20 protein-coding genes are annotated in these 23,961 nt (G+C 35.1%); 16 read left to right on the forward strand and 4 right to left on the reverse strand.

The window, feature by feature from the left end:
- The 12 genes from OXQ85_RS18865 to OXQ85_RS18920 all read left to right on the forward strand — a co-directional run.
- A partial coding sequence (locus OXQ85_RS18865; protein ID WP_267406482.1) for an alpha/beta hydrolase occupies positions 1–547 on the forward strand: 547 nt, incomplete at its 5' end.
- 18 nt (positions 548–565) lie between these two features.
- Entirely contained in the window at positions 566–874 is a 309-nt protein-coding gene (locus OXQ85_RS18870; protein ID WP_267406483.1) for a phosphoribosylpyrophosphate synthetase, read from the forward strand.
- 303 nt (positions 875–1,177) lie between these two features.
- Positions 1,178–1,810 (forward strand): hydrolase, encoded by a 633-nt coding sequence (locus OXQ85_RS18875; RefSeq protein WP_267406484.1) that lies wholly within the window; start codon positions 1,178–1,180, stop codon positions 1,808–1,810.
- A gap of 19 nt (positions 1,811–1,829) precedes the next feature.
- Positions 1,830–3,215 carry an alginate export family protein gene (locus OXQ85_RS18880; protein ID WP_267406485.1) on the forward strand — a complete coding sequence of 462 codons (1,386 nt, stop codon included), beginning with the start codon at positions 1,830–1,832 and terminating at the stop codon, positions 3,213–3,215.
- A gap of 503 nt (positions 3,216–3,718) precedes the next feature.
- Positions 3,719–4,462, forward strand: coding sequence for a M17 family peptidase N-terminal domain-containing protein (locus OXQ85_RS18885; RefSeq protein ID WP_267406486.1), 744 nt, complete (start codon positions 3,719–3,721; stop codon positions 4,460–4,462).
- Between the two features lie 6 nt (positions 4,463–4,468).
- Positions 4,469–6,358 (forward strand): amidohydrolase, encoded by a 1,890-nt coding sequence (locus tag OXQ85_RS18890; protein WP_267406487.1) that lies wholly within the window; start codon positions 4,469–4,471, stop codon positions 6,356–6,358.
- A gap of 11 nt (positions 6,359–6,369) precedes the next feature.
- Entirely contained in the window at positions 6,370–6,795 is a 426-nt protein-coding gene (locus OXQ85_RS18895; protein WP_267406488.1) for a DoxX family protein, read from the forward strand.
- A gap of 1 nt (position 6,796) precedes the next feature.
- Positions 6,797–7,270: a DNA starvation/stationary phase protection protein gene (locus OXQ85_RS18900; RefSeq protein ID WP_267406489.1), complete on the forward strand. Its 474-nt coding sequence runs from the start codon at positions 6,797–6,799 to the stop codon at positions 7,268–7,270.
- A gap of 4 nt (positions 7,271–7,274) precedes the next feature.
- Positions 7,275–7,940, forward strand: coding sequence for a YoaK family protein (locus OXQ85_RS18905; RefSeq protein ID WP_267406490.1), 666 nt, complete (start codon positions 7,275–7,277; stop codon positions 7,938–7,940).
- Positions 7,941–8,051: 111 nt separating this feature from the next.
- Positions 8,052–10,259, forward strand: a complete 2,208-nt coding sequence (locus OXQ85_RS18910; RefSeq protein ID WP_267406491.1) for a histidine kinase dimerization/phosphoacceptor domain -containing protein — start codon at positions 8,052–8,054, stop codon at positions 10,257–10,259.
- Positions 10,260–10,275: 16 nt separating this feature from the next.
- Complete coding sequence (locus OXQ85_RS18915) at positions 10,276–11,628, forward strand: sigma-54 dependent transcriptional regulator (protein ID WP_267406492.1); 1,353 nt, start codon at positions 10,276–10,278, stop codon at positions 11,626–11,628.
- Between the two features lie 211 nt (positions 11,629–11,839).
- A complete protein-coding gene (locus tag OXQ85_RS18920; RefSeq protein WP_267406493.1) occupies positions 11,840–12,460 on the forward strand; it encodes a TMEM175 family protein in 621 nt (206 codons plus the stop codon).
- Between the two features lie 138 nt (positions 12,461–12,598).
- Here OXQ85_RS18920 and OXQ85_RS18925 read toward each other — a convergent pair whose 3' ends face one another.
- Complete coding sequence (locus tag OXQ85_RS18925) at positions 12,599–14,170, reverse strand: sigma-54 dependent transcriptional regulator (protein ID WP_267406494.1); 1,572 nt, start codon at positions 14,168–14,170, stop codon at positions 12,599–12,601.
- A 461-nt stretch (positions 14,171–14,631) separates the two neighbouring features.
- On the opposite strand from OXQ85_RS18925, the gene OXQ85_RS18930 reads away from it, so the two are divergent.
- A complete protein-coding gene (locus tag OXQ85_RS18930; protein WP_267406495.1) occupies positions 14,632–15,234 on the forward strand; it encodes a hypothetical protein in 603 nt (200 codons plus the stop codon).
- A 318-nt stretch (positions 15,235–15,552) separates the two neighbouring features.
- On the opposite strand, the gene OXQ85_RS18935 is transcribed toward OXQ85_RS18930, so the two are convergent.
- Complete coding sequence (locus OXQ85_RS18935; RefSeq protein ID WP_267406496.1) at positions 15,553–16,149, reverse strand: hypothetical protein; 597 nt, start codon at positions 16,147–16,149, stop codon at positions 15,553–15,555.
- Between the two features lie 157 nt (positions 16,150–16,306).
- Here OXQ85_RS18935 and OXQ85_RS18940 point away from each other — a divergent pair, with 157 nt between their 5' ends.
- A complete protein-coding gene (locus tag OXQ85_RS18940) occupies positions 16,307–17,179 on the forward strand; it encodes an AraC family transcriptional regulator (RefSeq protein ID WP_267406498.1) in 873 nt (290 codons plus the stop codon).
- A 296-nt stretch (positions 17,180–17,475) separates the two neighbouring features.
- Positions 17,476–18,276 (forward strand): HAD family hydrolase, encoded by an 801-nt coding sequence (locus tag OXQ85_RS18945; protein WP_267406499.1) that lies wholly within the window; start codon positions 17,476–17,478, stop codon positions 18,274–18,276.
- A 285-nt stretch (positions 18,277–18,561) separates the two neighbouring features.
- On the opposite strand, the gene OXQ85_RS18950 is transcribed toward OXQ85_RS18945, so the two are convergent.
- Together OXQ85_RS18950 and OXQ85_RS18955 are read right to left on the reverse strand one after the other, a co-directional pair.
- The gene (locus OXQ85_RS18950; protein ID WP_267406501.1) at positions 18,562–19,368 is read right to left on the reverse strand and encodes a DUF4249 domain-containing protein; all 807 of its coding nucleotides are present in this window, start codon (positions 19,366–19,368) and stop codon (positions 18,562–18,564) included.
- 3 nt (positions 19,369–19,371) lie between these two features.
- Positions 19,372–21,726, reverse strand: coding sequence for a TonB-dependent receptor (locus OXQ85_RS18955; protein ID WP_267406502.1), 2,355 nt, complete (start codon positions 21,724–21,726; stop codon positions 19,372–19,374).
- A 282-nt stretch (positions 21,727–22,008) separates the two neighbouring features.
- Here OXQ85_RS18955 and OXQ85_RS18960 point away from each other — a divergent pair, with 282 nt between their 5' ends.
- Positions 22,009–23,943: a hypothetical protein gene (locus OXQ85_RS18960; protein ID WP_267406504.1), complete on the forward strand. Its 1,935-nt coding sequence runs from the start codon at positions 22,009–22,011 to the stop codon at positions 23,941–23,943.
- The last annotated feature ends 18 nt before the right edge of the window (positions 23,944–23,961 follow it).

Raw genomic sequence — 23,961 nt, forward strand, 5'->3', positions numbered from 1 at the left:
CGGTCACTCAACAGGTGGTGGCGAAGTTATTCGTTATGTCAACAAATACGCCAACGGCAGAGCAAAAAAAGCGGTTTTAATCAGTGCGATTCCTCCGGTAATGGTACAAAGCGAAAACAATCCAGACGGTGTTCCAATGTCAGTTTTTGATGGGATCAGAGAACAAACCTTAAACAACAGAAATCAGTTTTACTATGATCTTACTTTCCCTTTCTACGGTTACAACAGAGAAGGAGCGAATGTAAAAGATGGTGTACAGAGAAACTGGTGGAGACAGGGATTAATGGGAGGAATTGTGGCTCATTATGATGGAATTAAAGCATTTTCTGAAACAGACTTAACAGAAGATCTGAAAGCAGTTGAACTTCCTGTTTTGGTTCTTCACGGTGAAGATGATCAGATTGTACCAATTGAAAATTCAGCAATAAAATCTGCCAAATTATTAAAGAACGGAAAATTGATCACGTATCCGGGTTTCCCTCACGGAATGCCGACTACAGAGCATGAAACCATCAATAAAGATTTATTAGAATTCATCACAGAATAATTCAACTATTTTTTTAAAATGAATACACAGCCAGCTTTTGATACGTTGACTGAGGCAGTTCAGTGGCTGAATCAAAAAGGTTTTACAGAAGATTTTAATCTGAAGAACGACTGCATCATCCTCAACAATTTCCTTAATCTCTATCCAAAAGATTTCAGAATAGAATACACCTTCCGTTTTGAAGGCGATACCGATCAGGGAGACGAAGATGTAGTCTACGGAATCGCTTCCGAAAAGCATTCTATTAAAGGAATTATGACGAGCGCCTATGGAATTTATGCCGATGAAATGAGCACGGAACTGATTAAAAAACTGTCTGTAAACTAATTGATTTTTTGATGAGAAAACCGTCGTCAGTTCGAGTGTTTTTCGTAATGAAATGAAGAAAAATGTATCGAGAACTTTAATCATAGTAAAAACTTCTCGATACGATTTTTATCCAAAATCTATTCGAAGTGACGCAGCTTATCAAAAAACTTAACCAAATCAAAAACTCAACGGTTCAAAATTTTATCATAGATAAAATCCTTGTGCCTTAAAAACAAAACAAATTTAAAATCACTTTGCGCCTTTGCGATAAATCGACAAATCCAACAATAAAATAGTAACAAACAACTAAAATAAAAGTATATGAAACCATCATCAAAACTACTTTCTCCGGAAAATCACGCCTTAGTATTAATCGATTTTGAAGGTCAAATGGCATTTGCCACAAAAAGTATTTCCATGAACGAACTACGTAACAACGTTGCAGTCGTTTGCGGAGCTTCAAAAATTTTCAACGTTCCGACCATCGTAACAACCGTTGCTGAAGAAAGCTTTGCAGGACCTGTTTTCCCGGAAATTGAAGAAGCATTTCCCATCGCTACTTCAGGCTATATCGACAGAACAACGATGAATACTTGGGAAGACGAAAACGCTTACAAAGCAATCACAGGAACTCAGAAACAGAAGCTTGTTTTTGCTGGGTTATGGACGGGCGTTTGCATCGTAGGACCTGCTTTATCTGCAATGGAAGAAGGCTATGACGTGTATGTAATCACCGACGCTTGTGGAGATGTGACAGACGAAGCTCATGAAAGAGCCGTTCAGAGAATGATTCACGCGGGAGTAAAACCAGTGACTTCCATTCAGTATATTCTTGAACTTCAGAGAGACTGGGCGCGTCAGGAAACATATGTTCCGGTAACGAATCTGATGAAAAAATACGGCGGTTCTTACGGATTGGGAATTCACTACGCTCACAATATGTTGAATCACTAATATTTATATACAATTTTCAATGTTGAAATCTACTTCCATATCGTTTTTTAAAATCACCATTGTTTTGATTCTTTTATGTTCAGAAATGCTTTCGGCTCAGAGTTTTAAGCTCCTGCGCTATGATGAGAATTATGAATATTTAAAAGATTCGGCAGATAGTTTTTATAATAAGGTTAAATTTCTTCCGCTCAACGAAAAGAAGGATATCTATCTATCTTTCGGTGGCGAAGCGCGGTATGAATATGTAGATTTCAACAACGAAGATTGGGGCAGACTGAATATTGGGCACAACAACTTTTTCCTGCAACGGTATGATCTTCATGCAGATTTACATCTCGGAAAAAATATCAGAATATTTTCACAAGTCCGAAGTGCTTTACAAAACGGAAGAAAAAATGGTTCCAGAGGAATTGATGAAGATCAGTTAAGCATTCAGAACTTATTTATTGATGCTGATTTGATTCATAAAAATGATCATAAACTGACATTCAGAGTGGGGCGACAGGAACTGGATTATGGTTCGGGAAGATTAATTTCTGTAAGAGAAGGTCCCAATGCAAGACTTTCTTTTACCGGAGCTAAAGCGATGTATTCTCATAAAAATGTTTCTGTAGATGCGTTTGCAATGATGGCAGACAGCATCAACACCGGAGTTTTTGATAATAAAGTCTCAAAACAGCTTAATCTTTGGGGTGCGTATTCGAAAATCATTATTCCGAAAGCCGGAAATCTGGATTTATATTACATTGGAATTCGAAGAGATGAATCTGTTTTTGAAGTAGGAACAGCCAAAGAAAAACGCCATACTATTGGCGGAAGACTCTGGAAATATGGTGGCGGATTCATATATAATCTGGAGGCAGCCTATCAGTTCGGAACTTTTGGAAACAAAGACATCAGCGCATGGACGGGTTCTGTCGACATTGGATATCTATTTGAAAATGTAAAATTCAAACCGAGCATCAATCTTCGAAACGACTATATTTCTGGAGATAAATCCAAAGAAGATGGAAAGCTCAATACGTTCAATCCTTTGTATCCGAAAGGCGGATATTTTGGTTTCAGTCCACAGGTTGGGCCCGTCAATTTAATAGATATTCATCCCTATGCGACGCTGGATTTAACGTCAAAACTGAAAATGCAGGTCGATGTCGTTTTCAACTGGCGATATTCCCTAAACGACGGGGTTTACCGACCAAGCGGTGTCCTGAATCGTCCCGGAAGCAGCTCAGACAAAAGATATATCGGAACAGCTTATTTAACCAATTTCACCTATAGTTTTAACAAATATTTCAATTTAGTAAGTGGGTTTCAGTACTTCCAGAAAGGATCTTTTATCGAAGATATTATTCCGAATGCGAAAAGCGGTGTCTTTTATAACATTCGCGTAGGATTTAAATTTTAATCATAAAAAAATCAACTCTAAAACCCTAAAACACTCTTACTCTAAAACTTTTTAAGAAGCTTAATCCCGCTTTCCACTGTATCTTTTTGATTACGGGCTCCGCTTCGCTTCGCCCGCAACCAAAAAGGATGCCGTTGCAATCGGGGCTAGGGTGTCAATCATCAATTTGAAGGGAAGAAAATAACCCCAAAGTTTGTCATCCCGTAGGGATCTCAACGAGAATATTTCCAAGATCAATCATCATCTTGGATTTGTCACCGTCAGTTCGAGTGTTTTTCGTAATGAAATGAAGAAAAATGTAGCGAGAACACTAAACAAAACTTCTCGATACGGTTTTTGCAAAACCTACTCGAAGTGACGACAGTTTATCAATAGAATTTAAAAAGTAAAAAAGTAATATAAAATTTTATCACAGATAAAATCCTTGTGCCTTAAAATATAACAATAGCAAAAAAGCTTTGCGCCTTTGCGATTTCCAACATTAAAACAAAAATCATTTAATTATGCAAAAATCAATTTCAAAATACATCAGCTGGTCTAAAACAATGTTCACCGCATTGATTTTAACCACTTCAACAACAACTTTTATTTCAGCACAAACCGCTGAAACAAAGACCGCAATCGGAACCACAAAAATTTGGGGAAACGTCGACGGAATTTCCGTGGTCGGGCTTGTTCAGGGACCTTCTGCCGCAGTCGCAGACTTACAGATTGCCTGTGTTTTCGAATATACAGACGGTGATATTTTCAACCCACCTGCGCTTCCCAAAGAACTCAACGGAATGGTTCATTTAGATGATGCGTTAAAAGGAGCCGTTACCGAAGTCAGAAAAACCGGAAAATTTAAAGCTCACGCATTAGAAACGCTACTAATTGTGCCTCCAAAAGGAAGTTTGTCTTCTAAAAAATTATTACTGATAGGTTTAGGAAACAGAAATTCTTTCGATGCCGAATTAATGAAAGAAATCGGAAGCGTGGCGATGAGAGAAGCGTTAAAATTACAGGTGAAAACCGTTTCTTTTGCGAGCGACATTAAAGATGCAGGAATCGATTCTCCAACGGCTCTGGTGGCAGAAAATGTGGTTTTGGGAGCTTTCGATGCTTACAGAACGCAGACGTATTTAAATGCTCAGCATTTATCAGATAAAATCAAATTGCAGAAGCTGATTTTACTGGCAGGACCATCATTTTTTACCATTGCCGGAGGAGGAATTCAGGAAGCCATTTCAAAACTAAACACCAAATAAGAAAAAATGAAAGCAGACCTAATTTTATATAACGGAAAAGTTCACAGTTTCAATAAAGAAACACCTGAAATTTCCGCAGTTGCCATTAAAGACGGTAAAATTATCGCCGTTGGAAATGATGGCTTAAGCGAACAATTTTCAGATGATTCCACTCAAATGATCGATTTGAAAAAGAAAAGAGTCGTTCCCGGAATTAATGATTCTCACATTCACTTGATTCGTGGCGGATTAAATTATAATCTTGAACTGCGATGGGACGGTGTGCCTTCTTTATCAGATGCACTTCGAATGCTGAAAGATCAGGTCGACCGTACGCCTTCTCCGCAATGGGTTCGTGTGGTTGGCGGTTGGTCAGAGTTCCAGTTTGCGGAAAGAAGAATGCCAACTTTGGAAGAAATCAATGCGATTGCTCCTGAAACTCCCGTTTTTATTCTGCATTTATACGACAGAGCTTTAATGAACAGAGCGGCTTTGAAAGCTGTTGGATTCAACAAAAATACACCGGCTCCGGCCGGCGGACACATCGAAAGAGACGCAAACGGAGAACCTACAGGATTAATTATTGCAACACCAAACGCCATGATCTTGTATTCCACATTGGCACAGGGTCCGAAATTGTCCTATGAACATCAGCTGAATTCAACAAGACATTTTATGACGGAACTCAACCGTTTCGGGATTACAAGTGTGATTGATGCCGGGGGTGGTTTCCAGAACTTTCCGGATGATTATCAGGTAGTGAATGAACTGAACGAGAAAAAGCAGTTAACGGTAAGAATCGCCTACAATTTATTCACCCAAAAACCGAAGCACGAGTTCGAAGATTTCAGCGATTGGATTGATACGGTAAAACTATATCAGGGTGATGATATGTACCGTCACAACGGGGCAGGAGAGATGTTGGTGTTTTCGGCAGCAGATTTTGAAGATTTTCTTCAGCCAAGACCCGATTTGCCTGAAAATATGGAAGCCGATCTTGAAAAAGTAGTCCGTTTACTGGTTGAAAACCGTTGGCCTTTCAGACTTCACGCAACATACAATGAAAGTATTTCCCGATTTTTAAATGTTTTTGAAAAAGTAAATCAGGATATTCCTTTCAACGGATTGCCGTGGATTTTTGATCATGCCGAAACGATTGATGAAAAAAATATCGAAAGGGTAAAAATGCTCGGCGGAGGAATCGCAATCCAAAGCAGAATGGCTTATCAGGGAGAATATTTTACCGATCAGTATGGTTCTGCCGCTGCTGAAAGTACACCACACATCAAAAAAATGCTGGAAATGGAAGTGCCTGTTGGTGGTGGTTCGGATGCAACGAGAGTAAGCAGTTACAATCCGTGGGTTTCCATGTATTGGCTGACGGTTGGGAAAACGGTTGGCGGACTTCAATTGTATCATGAAACGAGGTTAGATAGAGCAACCGCGCTGGAATTATACACTAAAGGAAGCGCGTGGTTTTCTCAGGAACAGGAGAAAAAAGGAGATATTCAGGTGGGAATGTTTGCGGATTTGGCGGTTCTTAATCAGGATTTTTTTACCGTTGAAGATGAAGAAATCAAAAATATTGAATCTGAAATAACGGTTGTTGACGGAAAAATTGTTTATGCAAAAGGAGAGTTTTCAAGCTTTGCACCGCCATCAATTCCTGTTCTTCCGGATTGGTCTCCAACGAATTTGTATAACGGTTATTCTCCTGTCGGTGGACATTTTCAGAAAGAAATAGAGAAAAATGCACAATCTCAAATGAAAACTCCTTTGATTTCACAGATTCATAGTTGTGTTGGAAGTTGTGATGTTCACGAACATAATCATAATGCAGCGAGAATGAGCAACCTTCCGGTGAATAATTATCACACATTTTGGGGAGCTTTAGGCTGTTCTTGTTTTGCTTTTTAAACTTAAAAATTATGGAAATTTTAAAACAAATTTTAACCTCAAATTTGGGTTCATCTTTCAACGATATTGCATTTCTTATTTTTCGTGTACTTTTTGCTGTTCAGCTATTTAGAGTTCATGGCTTAAAGAAATTCAGACTGGAAAACGGACAGAAAGAAATTATCCCCAATCCGCTTGGGCTTCCTGATAAAATAAATGCTTTGGTGGCTTCATTTGCAGATTTGGTGGTTCCTTTTTTAATCATTTTAGGATTGGGAACAAGGCTCGCTGTTTTACCGACAATTGGTGTGACGGCCCTTGGATATTTTGTGGTTCACAGAAAAGATTCTTTGGAGGTGCGCGATGTTCCGTTTATGTACACTTTATCATTATTACTCATTCTTGCGTTGGGCGCAGGAAAATATTCACTTGATTATTATTTATTAAATCTTATTTAAAATGAAAACTTCAATTGGAATTAAAAACGAAAATTTGGCAAAAGTTGCTGAAATTTTAATACAGACGCTAGCTGACGAATTTATTCTGTACACCAAAACAAGAAAAGCGCATTGGAACGTAGAAGGAAAAGATTTTTATAACAAACATTTGTTTTTTGAATCTCAATATCAGCAGTTAGACGGAATAATTGATGATTTGGCGGAGAGAATTAGAATGTTGGGACATTACGCTCCGGCGACGTTGAGAGAATATCTTTCGTTAACTCATCTTTCTGAAAGTCATTTAGAATCGAATGACAGTTTAACGTATATGAAAGAATTATTATCAGATCACGAAAGTATTTTAATTCATTTACGTGAAAATATAGAAAATTTTGCGGTAGAATTTAAAGATGCCGGAACAAGCGATTATATCACCGGATTATTGGAAACTCACGAAAAAATGGCGTGGATGCTTCGTTCACATTTAAAATAAAATCATGGAGATAAAACATAATATTGGCTTTGTTACGTTGTTGCTGACGATGATTGCAGGCTATTGTGATACAGTGACTTTTGTGGCGGCAGATTCCATTTTTTCTGCCCATGTTACGGGAAACTTTATCGTGTTTGCCTACCAGTTTGTGAAAGGTTCAGATGTTCATGCGTGGGTGAAACTGTTGACTTTTCCTGTCTTTATTTTAGCAGTAATTGCAGGAGGAAGAATCGCCGGAAAAGCCCTTAATCATTACACTATTTTATGCTGGGAAGGTGTTTTGTTATTATTGAGTGGAGTCATTGTAGCTATTTTAAATTATAATAATGCCTTTGAAGAATGGATGATGTATGCAATAACCATGATGGCGGTTTTTGCAATGGGACTTCAGAATGCCTTCGGAAAATTGTATGCGAAAGAAACGCACGGCCCAACGACGATGATGACAGGAAATGTTACACAGGCTTCTTTGGATTTCGGAACATTGCTGAAAAACGGTTTTCATCATCCCGAAGCTTTATCAAGTCTGAAAAAACAATTGATTACCATTTTAGGTTTTTTAGTTGGCTGTTTTTTAGGAGCGTATGCAGGAAAGCAGTTTGGATTGGTAACGCTGGTTTTACCGGGTGTGGCGATGATTATCTGCTATCTGTATCACCGGGAAAAATAGCTGATAAAACCTGAAAATAAAAGGATAATAGATTATCTTTAAAAAATGAATAAGAGCCCTTGTTTTATTAATGAAAATCCATTAAAGATATTTTGTTTTTCATTGGTTTTGATGTTTTTAAGTATATCATTAAAAGCTCAATCCAAAGAAAACCCTGCACTGTTGAGAACACAGATTGCTTCTTCCAAAGAAAATTCTCAGAAAATAGCTTTGCTGCAAAAACTGAGCGATTTTTATATAAACAAAAAAGGAGAAGCGAAAAAAGATCTCGACAGTGCGGTGATTCTTAATAAAGAAGCCATAAACCTGAGCCTGAAAATAAAAGATAATTTAGGAAAAGGAAAATCTATGCTTCTGGATGCAAAAATAGATAGGGAAAGAGGGAATAAAGATGCTGCGTTATCCAAAATAAAAAATTCTATTACTTATTTTGAAACACATAAAATGACGGAGCAAACCGGAGAAGGCTACGAAGAACTTTCTTTTATATATGATAATGATCCTAAAAATTTTGATGCTAAAATCAAGCTTAAAGAAAAAGCATTGGCATTATTTAAAAATTCGGGATCCAAAATAAAACAAGCATCTGTATTAAAAGATTTGGGCGAACTGTATCTTTTAAAAGGAGATTCAGATAAGTCGATTGATCTGTTGAAACAATCACTGGCTGTTTATCAGTCGGTAAAGTTCAAAGAAACGCAAGCCGTTTATAATTTTCTTTCACAGGCTGAAATTCAGAAAGCCAATTACGAAGAAGCATTGAAAAATGGTCTTGCTGCAGAAAAAATTGCACTAAGTGTAAATGATAACTCTTTGCAAATGAGTTCTATTTGTAGCAATGTCGGTATGGTATATTATTATCTGCGTCAGAATGACGATGCGATGAGATATTGGGAAAAAGCTCTTATTATTGCCAAAAAAAATAAAGATAACGGCTACGTAAGGACGGTTGCCAATAATATGTCTACCATGTTGATCAGACAGAAAAAGTTTGATCAAGCAATTGCTATGATTAAAGAATATAAGGCTAAGTATCCCATTGATGACCAGCAGTTTGAGATGAGAGAAGATTATATTCTTTTCAGCACTTATACGATCACGAAGCAGTTCAAAAATGCGGAAGCTTATTATAAAAAATTAGTCGGTCATTACGGAGAAAATGGCGAAAAATTTGATAATCAGACTTCATTATTAAGGAGTTTTGTTTTTTATCATTATCAGACGAAAAATTATCCCGCAATGTATCGTGAAGCAACTTTGTTTGACTCTTTGGCAAAGAAAAGCGGAAATGATATGTTGCGTTCAGAAAATCATCTGATTTTGTTTAAAGCAGATTCTACACAGAGAAAATATGCGGATGCCATTACCCACTATCAGTTGTATAAAAAATTCTCGGATTCTGTTTTTAATGGTGAAAAAAGCAAACAGATCGGCAGTTTAAAAATTCAGTTTGAAACTGAGCAGAAAGATAAAAATATTCAGTTGCTGACTCAAAAAGGAAAGCTTCAGGATATTCAGATTGAGAATGATGCATTCATTAAATATGTTTTTATAGGAAGCATTTTAGTATTAATTCTCTTTGCGGCTTTGCTTTATAATCGATCAAGGCTTAAAAATAATGCTAATAAAAAATTAGAATTAAAACGTAAGCAGATCGACGAACAAAATGAGCAACTTAAAAAACTCCTCGCTGAAAAAGAATGGTTGTTAAAAGAAATTCATCATCGCGTAAAAAATAATTTGCAGATTGTAATTAGTTTACTGAATACACAGTCCGCTTATTTGGATAATGAAGACGCCTTGATGGCAATCCAAAACAGTCAGCACAGAATGCATGCGATGTCGTTGATTCATCAGAAATTATATCAGTCGGATAACCTGTCGATGATCGATATGTCTTGGTATATGTATGAGTTAATTAATTATATCAGAGAATGTTATTCCTCTGAAAATAAGATTAAATTTACCGTAAATGCAGAAAAAGTCTTTTTGGATGTCGCACAGGCAGTTCCGATGGGGCTTATTATTAATGAAGCGGTGATTAATACGACAAAATATGCCTTTCCTGATGATAAAAAAGGAGAAGTTATTGTCTCTTTTAAAAATACAGGAAATGATAATTATGAATTAATAATTTCTGATAATGGAGTAGGCCTTCCCGCAGGTTTTGATATGGATGCAACTGAATCTCTCGGGATGAACTTAATGAGGGGCTTAACCGATCAGCTTGACGGAAATTTTTCAATTGAAAACAACAACGGATTGAAAATTACCATAACATTTAGAAAAAATACAGAAATTGAAGCTCACGAAAAGTAAGTGGATCATATAAAAAATGAAAGAAAAAATCTTAATTGTAGAAGATGAATTTATTGTAGCCAATGATCTTAAAATCATGCTGATAAAGGCGGGCTACCAAATCACAGGAATTGCTTCATCAGTGGTTCAGGCCAGGAAATCTATTGCCGAAAAAAAGCCCGATTGGGTGTTGCTTGATATTATGCTGAAAGGCGATCTTACAGGAATTGATCTTGCGTGGGAATTGCGTGAGATCAATCTGCCGTTTTTATATATTTCTGCCAATACCAACCAAACCACGTTGGAAGCGGTAAAAGAAACACAACCTTACGGATTTATGGTAAAACCTTTCCGTGAGCGTGATCTGATTGTGATGCTCGACATTGCAAAATATCGTTTTGATATTGAAAAAGGTTGTGAATTCATTCAAAATTCAGACGACGAATCAATTGAAGGAATCATCGGAAAAAGCAAAGTTCTTCAGGATGTTGTTGAAAAAGTGAGGGTGGTTGCTCCAACAGAAACTTCGGTTTTGGTGGTCGGAGAAAGTGGAACAGGAAAGGAAAAAATTGCCCATTCTGTCCATGAATTATCAGACCGGAAAGATCAGCCAATCGTGATTGTCAATTGTGCGGCATTACCTTTATCTTTAATTGAATCCGAACTTTTCGGACATGAAAAAGGAAGCTTTACAGGAGCAAATACCCAAAGGATCGGGAAATTTGAACAGGCGAATAACGGAACCATTTTCCTGGATGAAATTGGTGAATTACCTTTAGATTCTCAGGTTAAATTATTGAGAGTTTTACAGGAAAAAGAAATCGAAAGATTGGGCGGAAACAAAACATTTAAAGTCAATGTACGAATTGTTGCCGCAACCAATCGTTCTTTGGAAAAAGAAGTTGCAGAAGGCAGATTCAGACTAGATTTATATTATAGGTTAAATGTATTCCCGATAGAATTACCGCCTTTGCGAGAAAGAAAAGAAGACATCGAATTATTAGCTAATTTTTTCCTGAATAAATATGCAACAGCTTCAAGAAGAAATATTTCTTCCATTAGTAAAAATGCTTTAGAGCAATTATTACACTATAAGTGGCCCGGAAATATTCGAGAGCTAGAACACTTAATTGAAAGAAGCGTTCTCTTGGCAAAAACCACTGAAATCGAAAATTTCGAACTTCCAAAATCGGTTGAGCAATCTGCGGAACCATTTCACGGACAGTTAAAATCAATGGAAGAAATGGAAAGAGATCACATTCTGAATGCCCTCGAAAGTTGTGGCGGAAAAGTTTCCGGAACTGGCGGAGCCGCAGAATTATTGAAAATCCAGCCCCAAACTTTGTATTCTAAAATGAAAAAACTGGGAATTGATAAAGGATATAAATAAATTGTAACGAATAATTTCATTTAATAGAAGTAGACTTTAGTCTGCTTTCAAAAAATAAAATAAAGGCTTTAACCAAAAACCTATTAAAATTTTTCAAAAAATCAATCTTCAATTTTATCGAAGATAAAATCCTTGCGCCTTACAAGCACTACAATATAAAATGAACTTAGCTCCTTTGCGTTACCCAACAAGCAACAATTAACAAGAAATCATGGAAAAAGAAACCGGCCGTATAGAAGGCTTCAGCGACGGCGTTTTTGCCATTGCCATCACGCTTTTGGTACTCGATCTTCATGTACCGGAAGCAGATGCTATTAACAATGGAAACGAGATATTAATTTTTATGAAAAACCAATGGCCAACGTTTTTGGCGTTTATCCTTTCGTTTTTCAGTATTTTCATTATGTGGGTAAATCACCATAAAATTTTCAAACAGATTTACAGCAGGAATTCAGGAATTATGTTTGCCAACGGATTGATTCTCTTTCTGGTTTCCGCGGTTTCATATCCGACGGCATTATTGGCAAAATATTTCAATGGCGAAGCAGCTTCTGTAGTCGTGGCAATCTATACGGGAATTTTTGTTCTGATTAATTTAGCCTACAATTTATTATGGTATCTGGCGAGTAAAAACAAAAAACTTTTACGTCCCGGAATTACCGATGAAGCCATTAGAAAAATTCACAATAACTATCTGTACGGACTTCCGATTTACATTATTGCGTTGGCATTTTCCTTTTGGATTCCAGTTGTTGCACTAATGATCATTCTCGGATTGTGGATTTTCTGGGCGCTTTCCTCAGGAAAGATTGAAATGAGTATGAAAGTCTGAGTATTTTAAACCATTAAGATTTTGATTAAGAAGTTTAGAATATTAAGATTAGCTTCGCTTTTCAGTATAATGTTTATAAAGCCTATAAAATTTTCTTCATTAAACTTAATAACTTAAATGTTCTTAATGGTTAAAAAATTATTCAATTTTTTTGAAATGGTGCTTTTTCTCAATACCTAATTTCTGCATTTTAGAAATCAACGTGGTAGAAGGTAATCCCAGCAAAACGGCAGCTCCATTTTTACCGGAAATTCTGCCCTTGCATTTTTCCACGACTTTTACAATATATTCCTTTTCAAATTCATAAAGAGGTTTAATTTGAAAATGATCTTCCGTATTTTTAGTTTCAACCGTTTTCGGAAAAGCCATTTCTGTGATAGTAGCTGTTTTCGTGGTCAGAATACTTCGTTCTACCATATTTTCGAGTTCACGGATATTTCCTAACCATGAATTTTCAATCATGGAATCCATCACTTTTTTAGAAAAACCTTTCACTTTCTTCCCTAATTTTTCAGAATGTTTTTCAAGAAAAAAATTAGCCAGCAACGGAATATCCTCTTTTCTGTCTCTTAAAGGCGGAAGGTGAATTGGAAAAACATTCAGTCGGTAAAAAAGATCACTTCTGAAATTACCTTTCTCCACTTCATGATCCAGATTTCTGTTCGTGGCGGTAATTACTCGAGCATTCACTTTTATTCTTTGATTTCCGCCGATTCTTTCGATTTCTTTTTCCTGTAAAACCCTCAGTAAGCGCCCTTGAAGTTCCAGAGGAAGTTCGCCAATTTCATCTAAAAAGATGGTGCTATTGTGTGCCTGTTCAAATTTTCCTTTGCGTTGTTCGGTGGCTCCGGTAAAGCTGCCTTTTTCGTGTCCGAAAAGTTCAGACTCAATAAGATGGGCTGGAATTGCTGCACAATTGATCCGGATCATGGGTTGATTTGAAGCATCAGAAAGTTCATGGATGGCGTTAGCTATCAGTTCTTTTCCTGTTCCCGTTTCACCATAAATAATGACATTAGACTGAGAAGGAGCCACCTGTGAAATCTGTTCATATACTTTCTGCATCATATCGCTGTCGCCAATAATTCCGTGAAATCCCTTTTTAGCTTCCTGTTTTTCAGTATTAATTTCCGATGCAGAAGAAATTGGATGATTTTGAAATAATTTTAATTGTTGCTGAATAGAAATATTCCTAATCGTAATCGAAAGTTGGGTGGAAATTCCTTCTAAAATTCTTTCGCGGATATCGTCTGTCGAAATAAAATTCTTATAAAATAGAAAAACAACTTCCTGACTTTTCTGAATGGAAGGTAAGGAAAAACCCACTGCCATTCGCATTCCTAAACTTTTTGCTGTTTTACAGTAAAAAGGGGCAGAATCATTCTTTTCAGAGAGATCTTTTAAATCAAATAAAACGGGCTCCGGAGATTGTAAACATTGCTCAAAATAGAGATCCATTGGTTTTTCCTGATCTTTTTCTATTGAAAAACTGCTGTAAAAACTTTTAACAGTGGAATTTTCAGCTTTCAGAATGATAATTTCATTACATCTTACTTCATTTTTAAAATTTTGATTCAAAATAAAATGAAATTCTTCTTTGTCTAAAACCTTAGCAAAGGAAAGATTAAAAGCAGATATCGTCAGTTGCTCTTTCTGCATTTCCTGAAGCCGTTTCATAAGAAGAAGGTGCTGATCTGACTGTTTATCCATAGTTAATGAAAAGAAAGTTTAAAGGTAATCAATCAAAACGAGTTTTTATAATGGGTTGTTTATATTTTCGGAACTTTAGATTGTATCTCAATTTTTGATGTCATTTTTCACTGATTCACAAAATTGTAATGCCAGTGTGAAAATTGGGTAAAATAATTTCTCTAATTCTAATCATTTTATATCAAAATTGATGTTTTTGATCATTATTTTTAAAAAAAATATTAAAATATTTTATGTTTTTTCTTATCATAAATTTAATGAAAAGAAAGATTTATTTTTTTTGAGTTAAAGTTTTATTTTTTAATGATTTATAAAAATTATATCATGTTTTTTATGATAATCTTATCATTAAATTTATGGTATAGTTGTCATTAAAAATAGATAAGTAAGTGGTTGATAAACAGTAGATAGTTTGCAATTTATTTTTTTATTCAACTGAATTTTTATATTTGTCATGTTACATGATGCTTTCTTCACGCGAAACGGCGGTTGATTATATGATGCCTTCAGGACTTCACCATATTTTTGCGTCGGGACATCATTACGGATCCGAACCTTGGAGAGATTATCAAGGTGGAAGACCTGACTGGTCGCCGGTTTATTATCATAAAGCAGATGCCAACGGAATTGGGTTCGACAGAACGAAAACGGGAAGTGATGCCGTTTCGCAATATTTTTCTCCATTAAATAATATCTATGGAAATATAGAAACCTGTCCGGAAAATTTGATCTTATGGTTTCATCATGTTCCGTGGAATTATAAAATGAAAAATGGAAAGACATTGTGGGAAGAATTGGCTTTCAAATATGATACGGGCGTTCAGAAGGTTCGTGAATATCAGAAGACTTGGGATAAAATGGAAAAGTATGTTGATGCGGAAAGGTTTAGATCGGTTCAGTCTAAATTAAAAATTCAGGTGAAGGATGCCGTTTGGTGGAAAGATGCTTGTCTACTATATTTTCAGACTTTTTCAAAAATGCCGATTCCTTATGATATTGAAAGACCTGGTCATGAATTGGAAGATTTGAAGAAGATAAAACTGGATCTTAAGCATCATAATTAATTTTCAGTACAGATTCCAAATAATTTAGGAGTTAATTAAACCATTAAGATTTTTGTTAAGAAGTTTAGAATATTAAGGTAATCTTTGCTTTCAGTGTAATGTTTTAAAAAAATCAAATTTATTTTTTCTTAATTAACCTTAATTGCTAAAATATTCTTAATGGTTCCGAAAATTTACAATCAGATTTTTACTATCTTTTATAAAAAAATTAAGGCAACTCATTCTCCGTGATTTAAAGAAAGAAGAGTTGCCTCAATACTAACTGTACGTAAAATTTTAGTTCCGATATAAATACGGAAATATATGAATCTCTTAATTTTAGTTAAGAGTAACTATTTTGTTAAAAACATTTCCCATTTCTTCAACGCTGATGATGTATTTATCAGCCGTTTTAGGGTTTAAGTCAAAACTCATTTCCAACTCTCCGTTTTCCGGACTTTTTGTTGCTGTGTAATAAGAGTTTCCTGCAAAATCAGATACGGAAATCGTTGCTTTACTTTTCAGATTGGAAAGGTGAAGTTTTGCGACATTTCCTGAAACCGTATATTCCGGTTTGTTGATTTCTGAAAAAGGCGTTTTTTCTATTTCAAGCGTATTGTTATTGCCGATTTTTATTCTATATTTTTCAATTTTCTGATCAGATTCTGCTACCAAATAATAAGTTCCGGAATTCAGATCTTTCAAATCATACGACTTTGCCACATGATTTTCTGTACCTAATTTTTCAGAAAATAATTCTCCATAAGTATCGTTATAAACTACTAAAGAGATGTTTTTCGCATTAAGTACTTCAAAATTTACAGTTTTTTCGTTTGCCGTTCCGAAAGAAAGAGAAAAATCTTTGTCTTTGCTCATGGCAGTTGCCGAGATGCTTAAAAATCCTACAAGGAAAGCTGATTTTAATATTTTATTCATAATGACAATTTTTTATCTGTTATTGATACTGCAAATTTAGAACAGTCAATGATCTTAATCTACAATACAATTTTCATATTTGTGTTCTATTTTACCCTAACAATTGTTTTATTTTAAATTAATTGTTAATTTTGTACATGAATTTATTAATTTAGTTATGAAACATTCAAATCCAGCCTTTGAAGCGATAAAACCGAATATAGGAAGCAGTTTTACGAGTTTAAAATTTCTTAAAAATGACAATATAAAGTCTCACGTATGGCATTATCATCCCGAAGTGGAACTTATTTTTGTATGTGGAGGTTCAGGAAAAAGGCAAATCGGTAGTAATATTTCCTACTTTACAGATGGCGATCTAGTGATGATGGGAAGTAATCTTCCACATTGTGGGATGACGAATGAAAACACGAATAACGATTATGAAATGGTGATTCAGTTTAAGCCTGATTTTCTGGGGGAAGGGATTTGGGAACTTCCTGAAATGCATAGAATTGCCAATTTGCTGGAAAAGGCAAAAGCGGGCATTGTTTTCAGCGAAAATATCAAAAAATCAATCGGGAAAAAAATCTTGGAAATGCACGAATCTTCCTCTTTGGACAGGTTGGTGAAATTCATTGAAATACTTGATGCATTGGCTTCTACACAGGATTACAGGATTTTGAATGCCGGAAAATATTATCTCCAAACGCAGGTAGAGGATAATGAGAGAATTAACCTGATTTTTAATTATGTAAAAGACCATTTTAAAGAGCAGATCACGCTGGATGAAGTGGCAGATCTTGCGAATATGAAGGTGCCCTCTTTCTGTCGTTATTTCAAAAAAATTACCAATAAAACGTTTACGCAATTTGTTAATGAATATCGAATTACACATTCCCTCAAACTGCTTGCTGAAAAGCCATTGAGCATCACAGAGGTTTGTTTTGAATCGGGTTTTAATAATTTCAGTTATTTCAACAAAACATTTAAAGAATATATGAAGAAAAACCCTTCTCAGTACAGAAAAGAGTTTAATTTTTTTATTGAATAGTTTTAGGAGCTTTTTCGCGCTTTCCGCACTCGCTATTTTATGAGTTTTGGGCGGCGGCTGGCTTTGCCAGCCGCCGCCCAAAACTCATAAAATGAGCTCAAACAAAGCTGCAATCACGGCTAGGAGGGAGTTTGTAAATTGATATTTGTATCAACAATAAAATTTAGATAAAATTAAAAAATACCACAAAAAATTGTGTCATAAAAAATAACAAAACTCTTCAAAAAGGCAAGATTTTAAAAATGAATTAAGTAGTTTTACTTTAAATTTCAATATTATTTTCACAGAACAGCATTATGAAAGATATTAAACTGATTGTAACGGATATGGACGGAACTTTTCTGAATTCTTCACACGAAGTAAGTCCGGAATTTCCCGAAATTTATGAGGAACTGAAAAAAAGAAATATCCTGTTCGTTCCTGCGAGCGGCAGACAGATGTTGGGCATCACCAAATATTTTGGAGATATTGAAAACGAAATGGCTTTCATTGCAGAAAACGGAGGGTATGTTATTTATAAAAACGAAGAGCTTTTTGCGGATCAATTAGATCAACAATATATTGCAGAAATCATCAGAGCAATCCGTAAGATTCAGGGGGCAACGGCTGTTTTATCAGGCAAGAAAAAAGCCTATGTAGAAACCGATAATCAGGATTTTATCGATTATATTTCACAATTTTATACGGATAATGAAAGGAGAGAGGATCTTACAGAACCTGTGGACGACAGTATTTTTAAGATCGCCATTTATCATCCCGAAGGTTCAGAGCAAAATGTATATCCTGTTGCTAAAGAATTTGAAAAATATGATCTTGAAGTGGTAGTTTCCGGTCAGTACTGGCTTGATATTATGAATAAAAATATCAATAAAGGAATCGCTTTAGAGAAACTTCAGAAATCATTAAATATTACTCCCGAACAAACCATGGCTTTCGGAGATTATATGAATGATATTCAGATGCTTGAAAACTCAAAATATTCTTATGCAATGAGAAATGCCCATCCTTCCGTAAAAAAAGCGGCTAACTTTGAAGCTTGCTCTAATGATCAATTTGGCGTGCTGGAAACTATTAAGGAATATCTGAAAAGCAATTAATTTTTTTTACCGCGAATGCACGAATGCTGCTGCTTTATTATTTCCCACAGATGACACACATTTTCACAGATGATGCGATAATCTTGAAATAAATCTTTGTGGGCTTTTATAAGTAGAACGACTTGGTGAAACTTAAAACGGTTAGTTTTCAAAGCACTTTGCGGACTTAGTGTTCATCAATTAAAGGTTTTGAAAAATCAATCTGCTCAATCTGCAAGAGTCGATTAATTCTAAAAATCAGATCAAAATAAAAGGCTATTTCAATGCGAAATAGCCTTTCTTATTTTACTGAATTACTGTACTTCTCTTTCTCACCGTATGTGCAGAGAAATATCCCAATGCACCATTGCTGATATTACTCGGTGGATTGGTCGGAGTCACGCCGCCGCCAGGACCACCTCCTGAAAGCTGCAAAAGAGCAGAGTAGTATGTATAAACACTTTGGTCAATACACTGCATTTCTACATGAATAGTATCTCCTACAACCACTTTAATGTCATCCACTTCTTCATCATCATTAGGAAGGATCAAAGGTCTTTGATTGGGCATTCCGTTGTTCACATTATCAGAAAATTCTGAGAAAAATTTCTTTGGATTATTATTTACCGTATAGCTGAAAAGGTAACGATTTCCTAAAGCTGGAGGGTCTGTGAAAACAGGTAAAAGTGTATAACTTGTTTCGCCACCAACTGCAAAAGAATCCTGTTCCAGATCTTCAAAATCCACGGCATCGGGCATTGTACTTTGTGCCGTGTATTGCTGTCCTTCTGCAGTGATTTTTAAAGTATAAATGTTTCCAGGTTGTCCCACAAAAGTAGAGGTTTGATAGGTTCCGTTTCCTACATATTGCAAGGTTTCGGTTTGTCCTGAATTATCACTTAAAATCACCTCGGCATCGGCAATTACAGGATACTGATTGGCTTCTGTAAAAGCCACAGACTTCGTAATTTTTACAAAATACGGCCCTGCCTGATCAGTTACATTGCCTTCAATAACAATTTGCCCGCTCTGATCTTTTAAATCGAGGTCGATTTCCTTTTCACAAGAGGTCAATAAAAACAGCGATAATATGATTAAAAATATATTTTTCATGAATTAAAATTTGAAATTATAAGTGATGTTGGGTACCCAACGGAATAGGGAAGTCTGCATAGCGCGGGTTGTTCCCGGCTTGTCAGGATTATCTTCAAAGGTAATGGTGTAGGCATTCTCACGTCCGTAAACATTATAAATACCAAAAGACCAAGATCCTTTAAAACGTTTGTTGGAACCTGCACTTGGTTCATACGTTGCACTCAGATCCATTCTGTGATAAGCTGGCATTCTGTCTGCATTTCTGTTGCTGTACTGGAAAACGGTTTGTCCGTTCAGCTCATATTTTCCGGTTGGGAAAGTGACTGCATTTCCTGTGCTGTAAAGGAATAATCCTGAGAAAGACCATTTTGGATTCAGCTGATAGGTTGCCACAATAGAAAGATCGTGGGTTTTATCCTGTCTGGCATTGTACCAGTCGTTATCGTTAATTCCGTTTATTTTTCTTTCGGTTTTAGATAAAGTATAAGAAATCCATCCGGTCAGTTTTCCGCTTTTCTTTTTCGCGATTAATTCAAGACCGTAAGCTCTTCCTTTTCCGAATAGCAATTCACTTTCTACATCGGCTGCCGTGTCAAATGAAATCTGGGCTCCGTTTTTGAAATCGATTTGATTTTGCATAGATTTATAATAAACCTCGGCATTCAATTCATAATTATTATTGTTGAAATTTCTGCTGTAGCCAACGCTTACCTGATCTGCAATTTCAGGTTTTACGCTGTAGCTGCTTCCAATCCACTGGTCGGTAGGATTTCCGCTGCCGCTGTTGCTTAATAAATGAAGATTCTGCGTGTTTCTGGAGTAACCTCCTTTAATGCTGCTCACTTCATTAATTCTATAATTTGCACTAATTCTAGGCTCTACATTCACATACGTTTTCCCGAATTTTCCTTTTTCCAAAAACTCAGAACCGACAAGATTTCCGTTTTCATAAGTATTGAAGGTATCTCCGCCCAAAACACTGAACATTGAAAGTCTTAAACCATAATTAAGCGTTAATTTTTCAGTTGCTTTAAAATCATCATTAATGTAAAGCGCGTTTTCCCATGAAGATCTAGGATTTCTCGGAAAACTGCTTACACTCGTTCCGGAAGCGCTGCTTGGCGTAATCGTGTGATAAATAGATTGTAAACCAAAACGAACCGAATGTTTATTTACCGCAAACCAAGTGAAATCCTGCTTTAAATTCCAGTCTTCAATTTGGGAATCCAGTCCGAAAGTATTGTCGTTGCTGGTTAAACTTACGTTATAGTTATAATTACTATAAATTAATGATGTATTTGAGAATAATTTACTGTTAATGATGCTGTTCCAACGAAGAGTTGCCGTCGTATTTCCCCAATCGGTTGAAAAAGTATCGCCCAATCCCAAAACATCTCTTCCGAAATATCCTGATAAATAAAGACGGTTGTTATCATTGATCTGATAATTGGCTTTTAAGTTTAAATCATAAAAATAAAGCTTACTGTCTTTAAAATCATCCGTCGATTTTAAAAATAAATCGGCATACGTTCTTCTTCCCGAAACGATAAAAGATGATTTTTCCTTTTGAATAGGACCTTCTACGCTCAATCGGCTGCTGATTAAACCAATTCCACCGTTTACGTTATAATCTTTGTTATTTCCGTCCTTCATTTTAACATCCATCACAGAAGAAAGTCGACCTCCGTATTGTGCCGGGCTATTTCCTTTAATGATGCTGGCATCTTTCAATGCATCACTGTTGAATGTACTGAAGAAGCCTAATAAGTGAGAAGCATTATAAACAGGTGCTTCATCCAACAATATTAAATTTTGATCTGATGCGCCGCCTCTTACGCTGAAACCGCTACTTCCTTCACCATTACTTTTAATTCCCGGCAAAAGCTGAATCGTCTTCATTACATCTTTTTCACCAAACAAAACGGGAAGTTTTTCGATGTTTTTGATGCTTAAAGTTTCCATCCCCATTTGTGCGGAGGTCAGGTTTTTATCTTTTTTAACGCCAGAAATCACGACTTCATCAATTTTTCCTGTTCTTTCCTCTGCTTTTTCTTCTTCCTCTCCGGAACTCAGTTCGAGATTTTGTTTGATATTATCTTCAACATTGATGCTCTGCTGAAAATCTTTATATCCCGGATTGGAAACAATTAGGTTATAAGTTCCTTTCGGAAGCGATAAAGAATAAAAACCGTACTCGTTGGCAACCACTGAAATCGTGGGATCTTCGGCAACCTTCACGGTGACGCCGATTAATAATTCTCCATTCTTTTTATCTTTTACAGTGCCGCTTACCGAGTACTTTTGTTGCGCAAAAACGATTGTGCTGAAACAAATTGCTGCTGCGGAAGTGGCAATTTTCAAGGATAATGTCTGCATTTATAGGTGTTTAATGTGATGAAAATCTAAAAATATTAAATATAATTTTCTTTAGACCAATTTAGATGAACGGAAAATGAATTTTTCCCGTAATGTCTTTATATTGTAAAGGGTAATTTGAATAAACTGGTTAAAGTTTTTAAATGTGGTACAGTATATTATCGTAATAGGAAGGAAAATATTGTTTGACATATGAATAAACGTTTATTTAAATTTTTCTTACGTCACCTTTTGACGCCTGCCAGAGATATCTTTGGACTATTAAACCAATAAAAATAAAGTATGATTTTTACAAATGATTTTTTTACTTCAGGTAACAATTATCCTGCAGATAACTTAGTGCAGTTAGTCGATAGCAGAACAAATGAGAATGTAAATTTTAGAAAAACTACATTATGGTATGACGGTACTTTAATAGATGATACTAAAATTAATGGTGATGAGGTTATTTACAGAAAAAAGGATGACAATATTTATTATGTGGATGTTTCTTACTTGGAAGGGAAAAATATTTCAATGAATAGATTTATTGATTTTTTTCATGCATTTGAAGTCTGTAAGATATTAGATTTTAAAATTGAGATTGCTAGCACTGTAAATTTGAACGCTCAAACAGTTGATTTAAAAAATGTATCCATAGATTTTGGTATTAATGGGCAGTTTATAAATGGAAAAATTAACTTGTCAGATAATTATATAACAGGATATGAAAATCATTTTTTGTGTACCGTAGCTGGAACTCACAGTTCTTTACCAATTGAATTTTTTGGTGTTAGTCCTAATAATACCAAGCAACAAAATTCACAGAACATTTCAAATATTATTTCAAGAAAAATTCAATTTAACTTTTCCGGCAGTAAATATTGTTTTTCCGACAGAATTTCTTATAATGGCAGCCATTTTATTGGAAATGGAGGTACATTTTTAAGTTTTCCAGACAGTAGTGGAATCGTTTTGGATAGAGATTTTAAAAGTGAATATGCAAGTGATGTTCAAGAAGGTCTGAAACATGTATCATGGAAAAAATTCAAAAGTTTTAAAATAAAAAGTAAATACGAAGCATTTAATTTCCATACCATTACAGATAAAAAAGTAGAATCATTTAATTACTGTCAATTCCATGATTTGGAAGTCATTTCTGAGACTTCATGTTTTTATTCTTCATTAATACCAACTGATGATACTTATTCTTTTTGTTATGCAAATGATTTTAAAAATATAATTGCATCATCAAAAGTTAGCATTTTTGAAAATATTCCTCTAACGGTAATTACATCCATCGATAATCTACACGATATTGGTACTCCAGTTATATTTAAAAATTGCTTAATGAAGAATCTTTTGTGCCAAAATATGAATATGGGGTATTCATTGAATATAAAGCATATTATTTTTAATGATGTTGTGGAGAGTAATTTTCAACGAATCAAATTTGTTAACTGTAATTTTGAACAAATGGTATCAAACGCTGTTGTAAATATATGTGAAAATTCAATTTTTAATATTTCTTTTGAAAATTGTTATATTCATTATGGTACAGAGAAGGAAAATAATGATTTGCCAGGCAATGAAATTTTTAATTATAATGCAGCATCAAAAAAAATTGAAAAAATAAATTATGTCTTATCTGAAGAATTTTATCCAATAATTGGTTATAATCTTTTTGTGAAATATATTAATGGTATTTATGATCCAATTGTTGATGTTCCCAATAAAAATGACTTATTAATGACAATTACGGTAAATACTGAAAATGTTTTTTCGAAATTATCTTATTGTGATTTAGATCAATATAATCTTGTTAGAGTTTATAGAGAGAATAATGATATTGTTCGTTATCATTCTGAAGATTTAGTACAAAGAGTCTTTAATGTCGAAAATGACTGGAGCAGCTACAAAGCACACTTTTCAAGACAGATGTTTTCAAATCTTTTAGTAAATTCTTTAAACCTAAATAAAACTATAATTAATACCTATAATAGCGGTGAGTTCATTGAAGGGTCAAATATTGTTTTTGAGAGTAGCCAAGATTTGTCTATTGATTTTGATCGTATAAATAAAGATAATTATGGTTTCTGCTTTCTAAGCAATGCAGGTTCTGGAAATGTTTCTATCTATGTTAATCAAAGTCTACAATTGAACTTAGAGCAAGGAAAAATTTACAGATATAGTTATTTATTTAGAGTCTTTGAAGATTTGACGCAAGTAACGTTTTAACTTTTTAATAAAAAGAAG

The organism is Chryseobacterium sp. GM_Chr_2 (assembly GCF_026540445.1).
Taxonomy (GTDB): domain Bacteria; phylum Bacteroidota; class Bacteroidia; order Flavobacteriales; family Weeksellaceae; genus Chryseobacterium.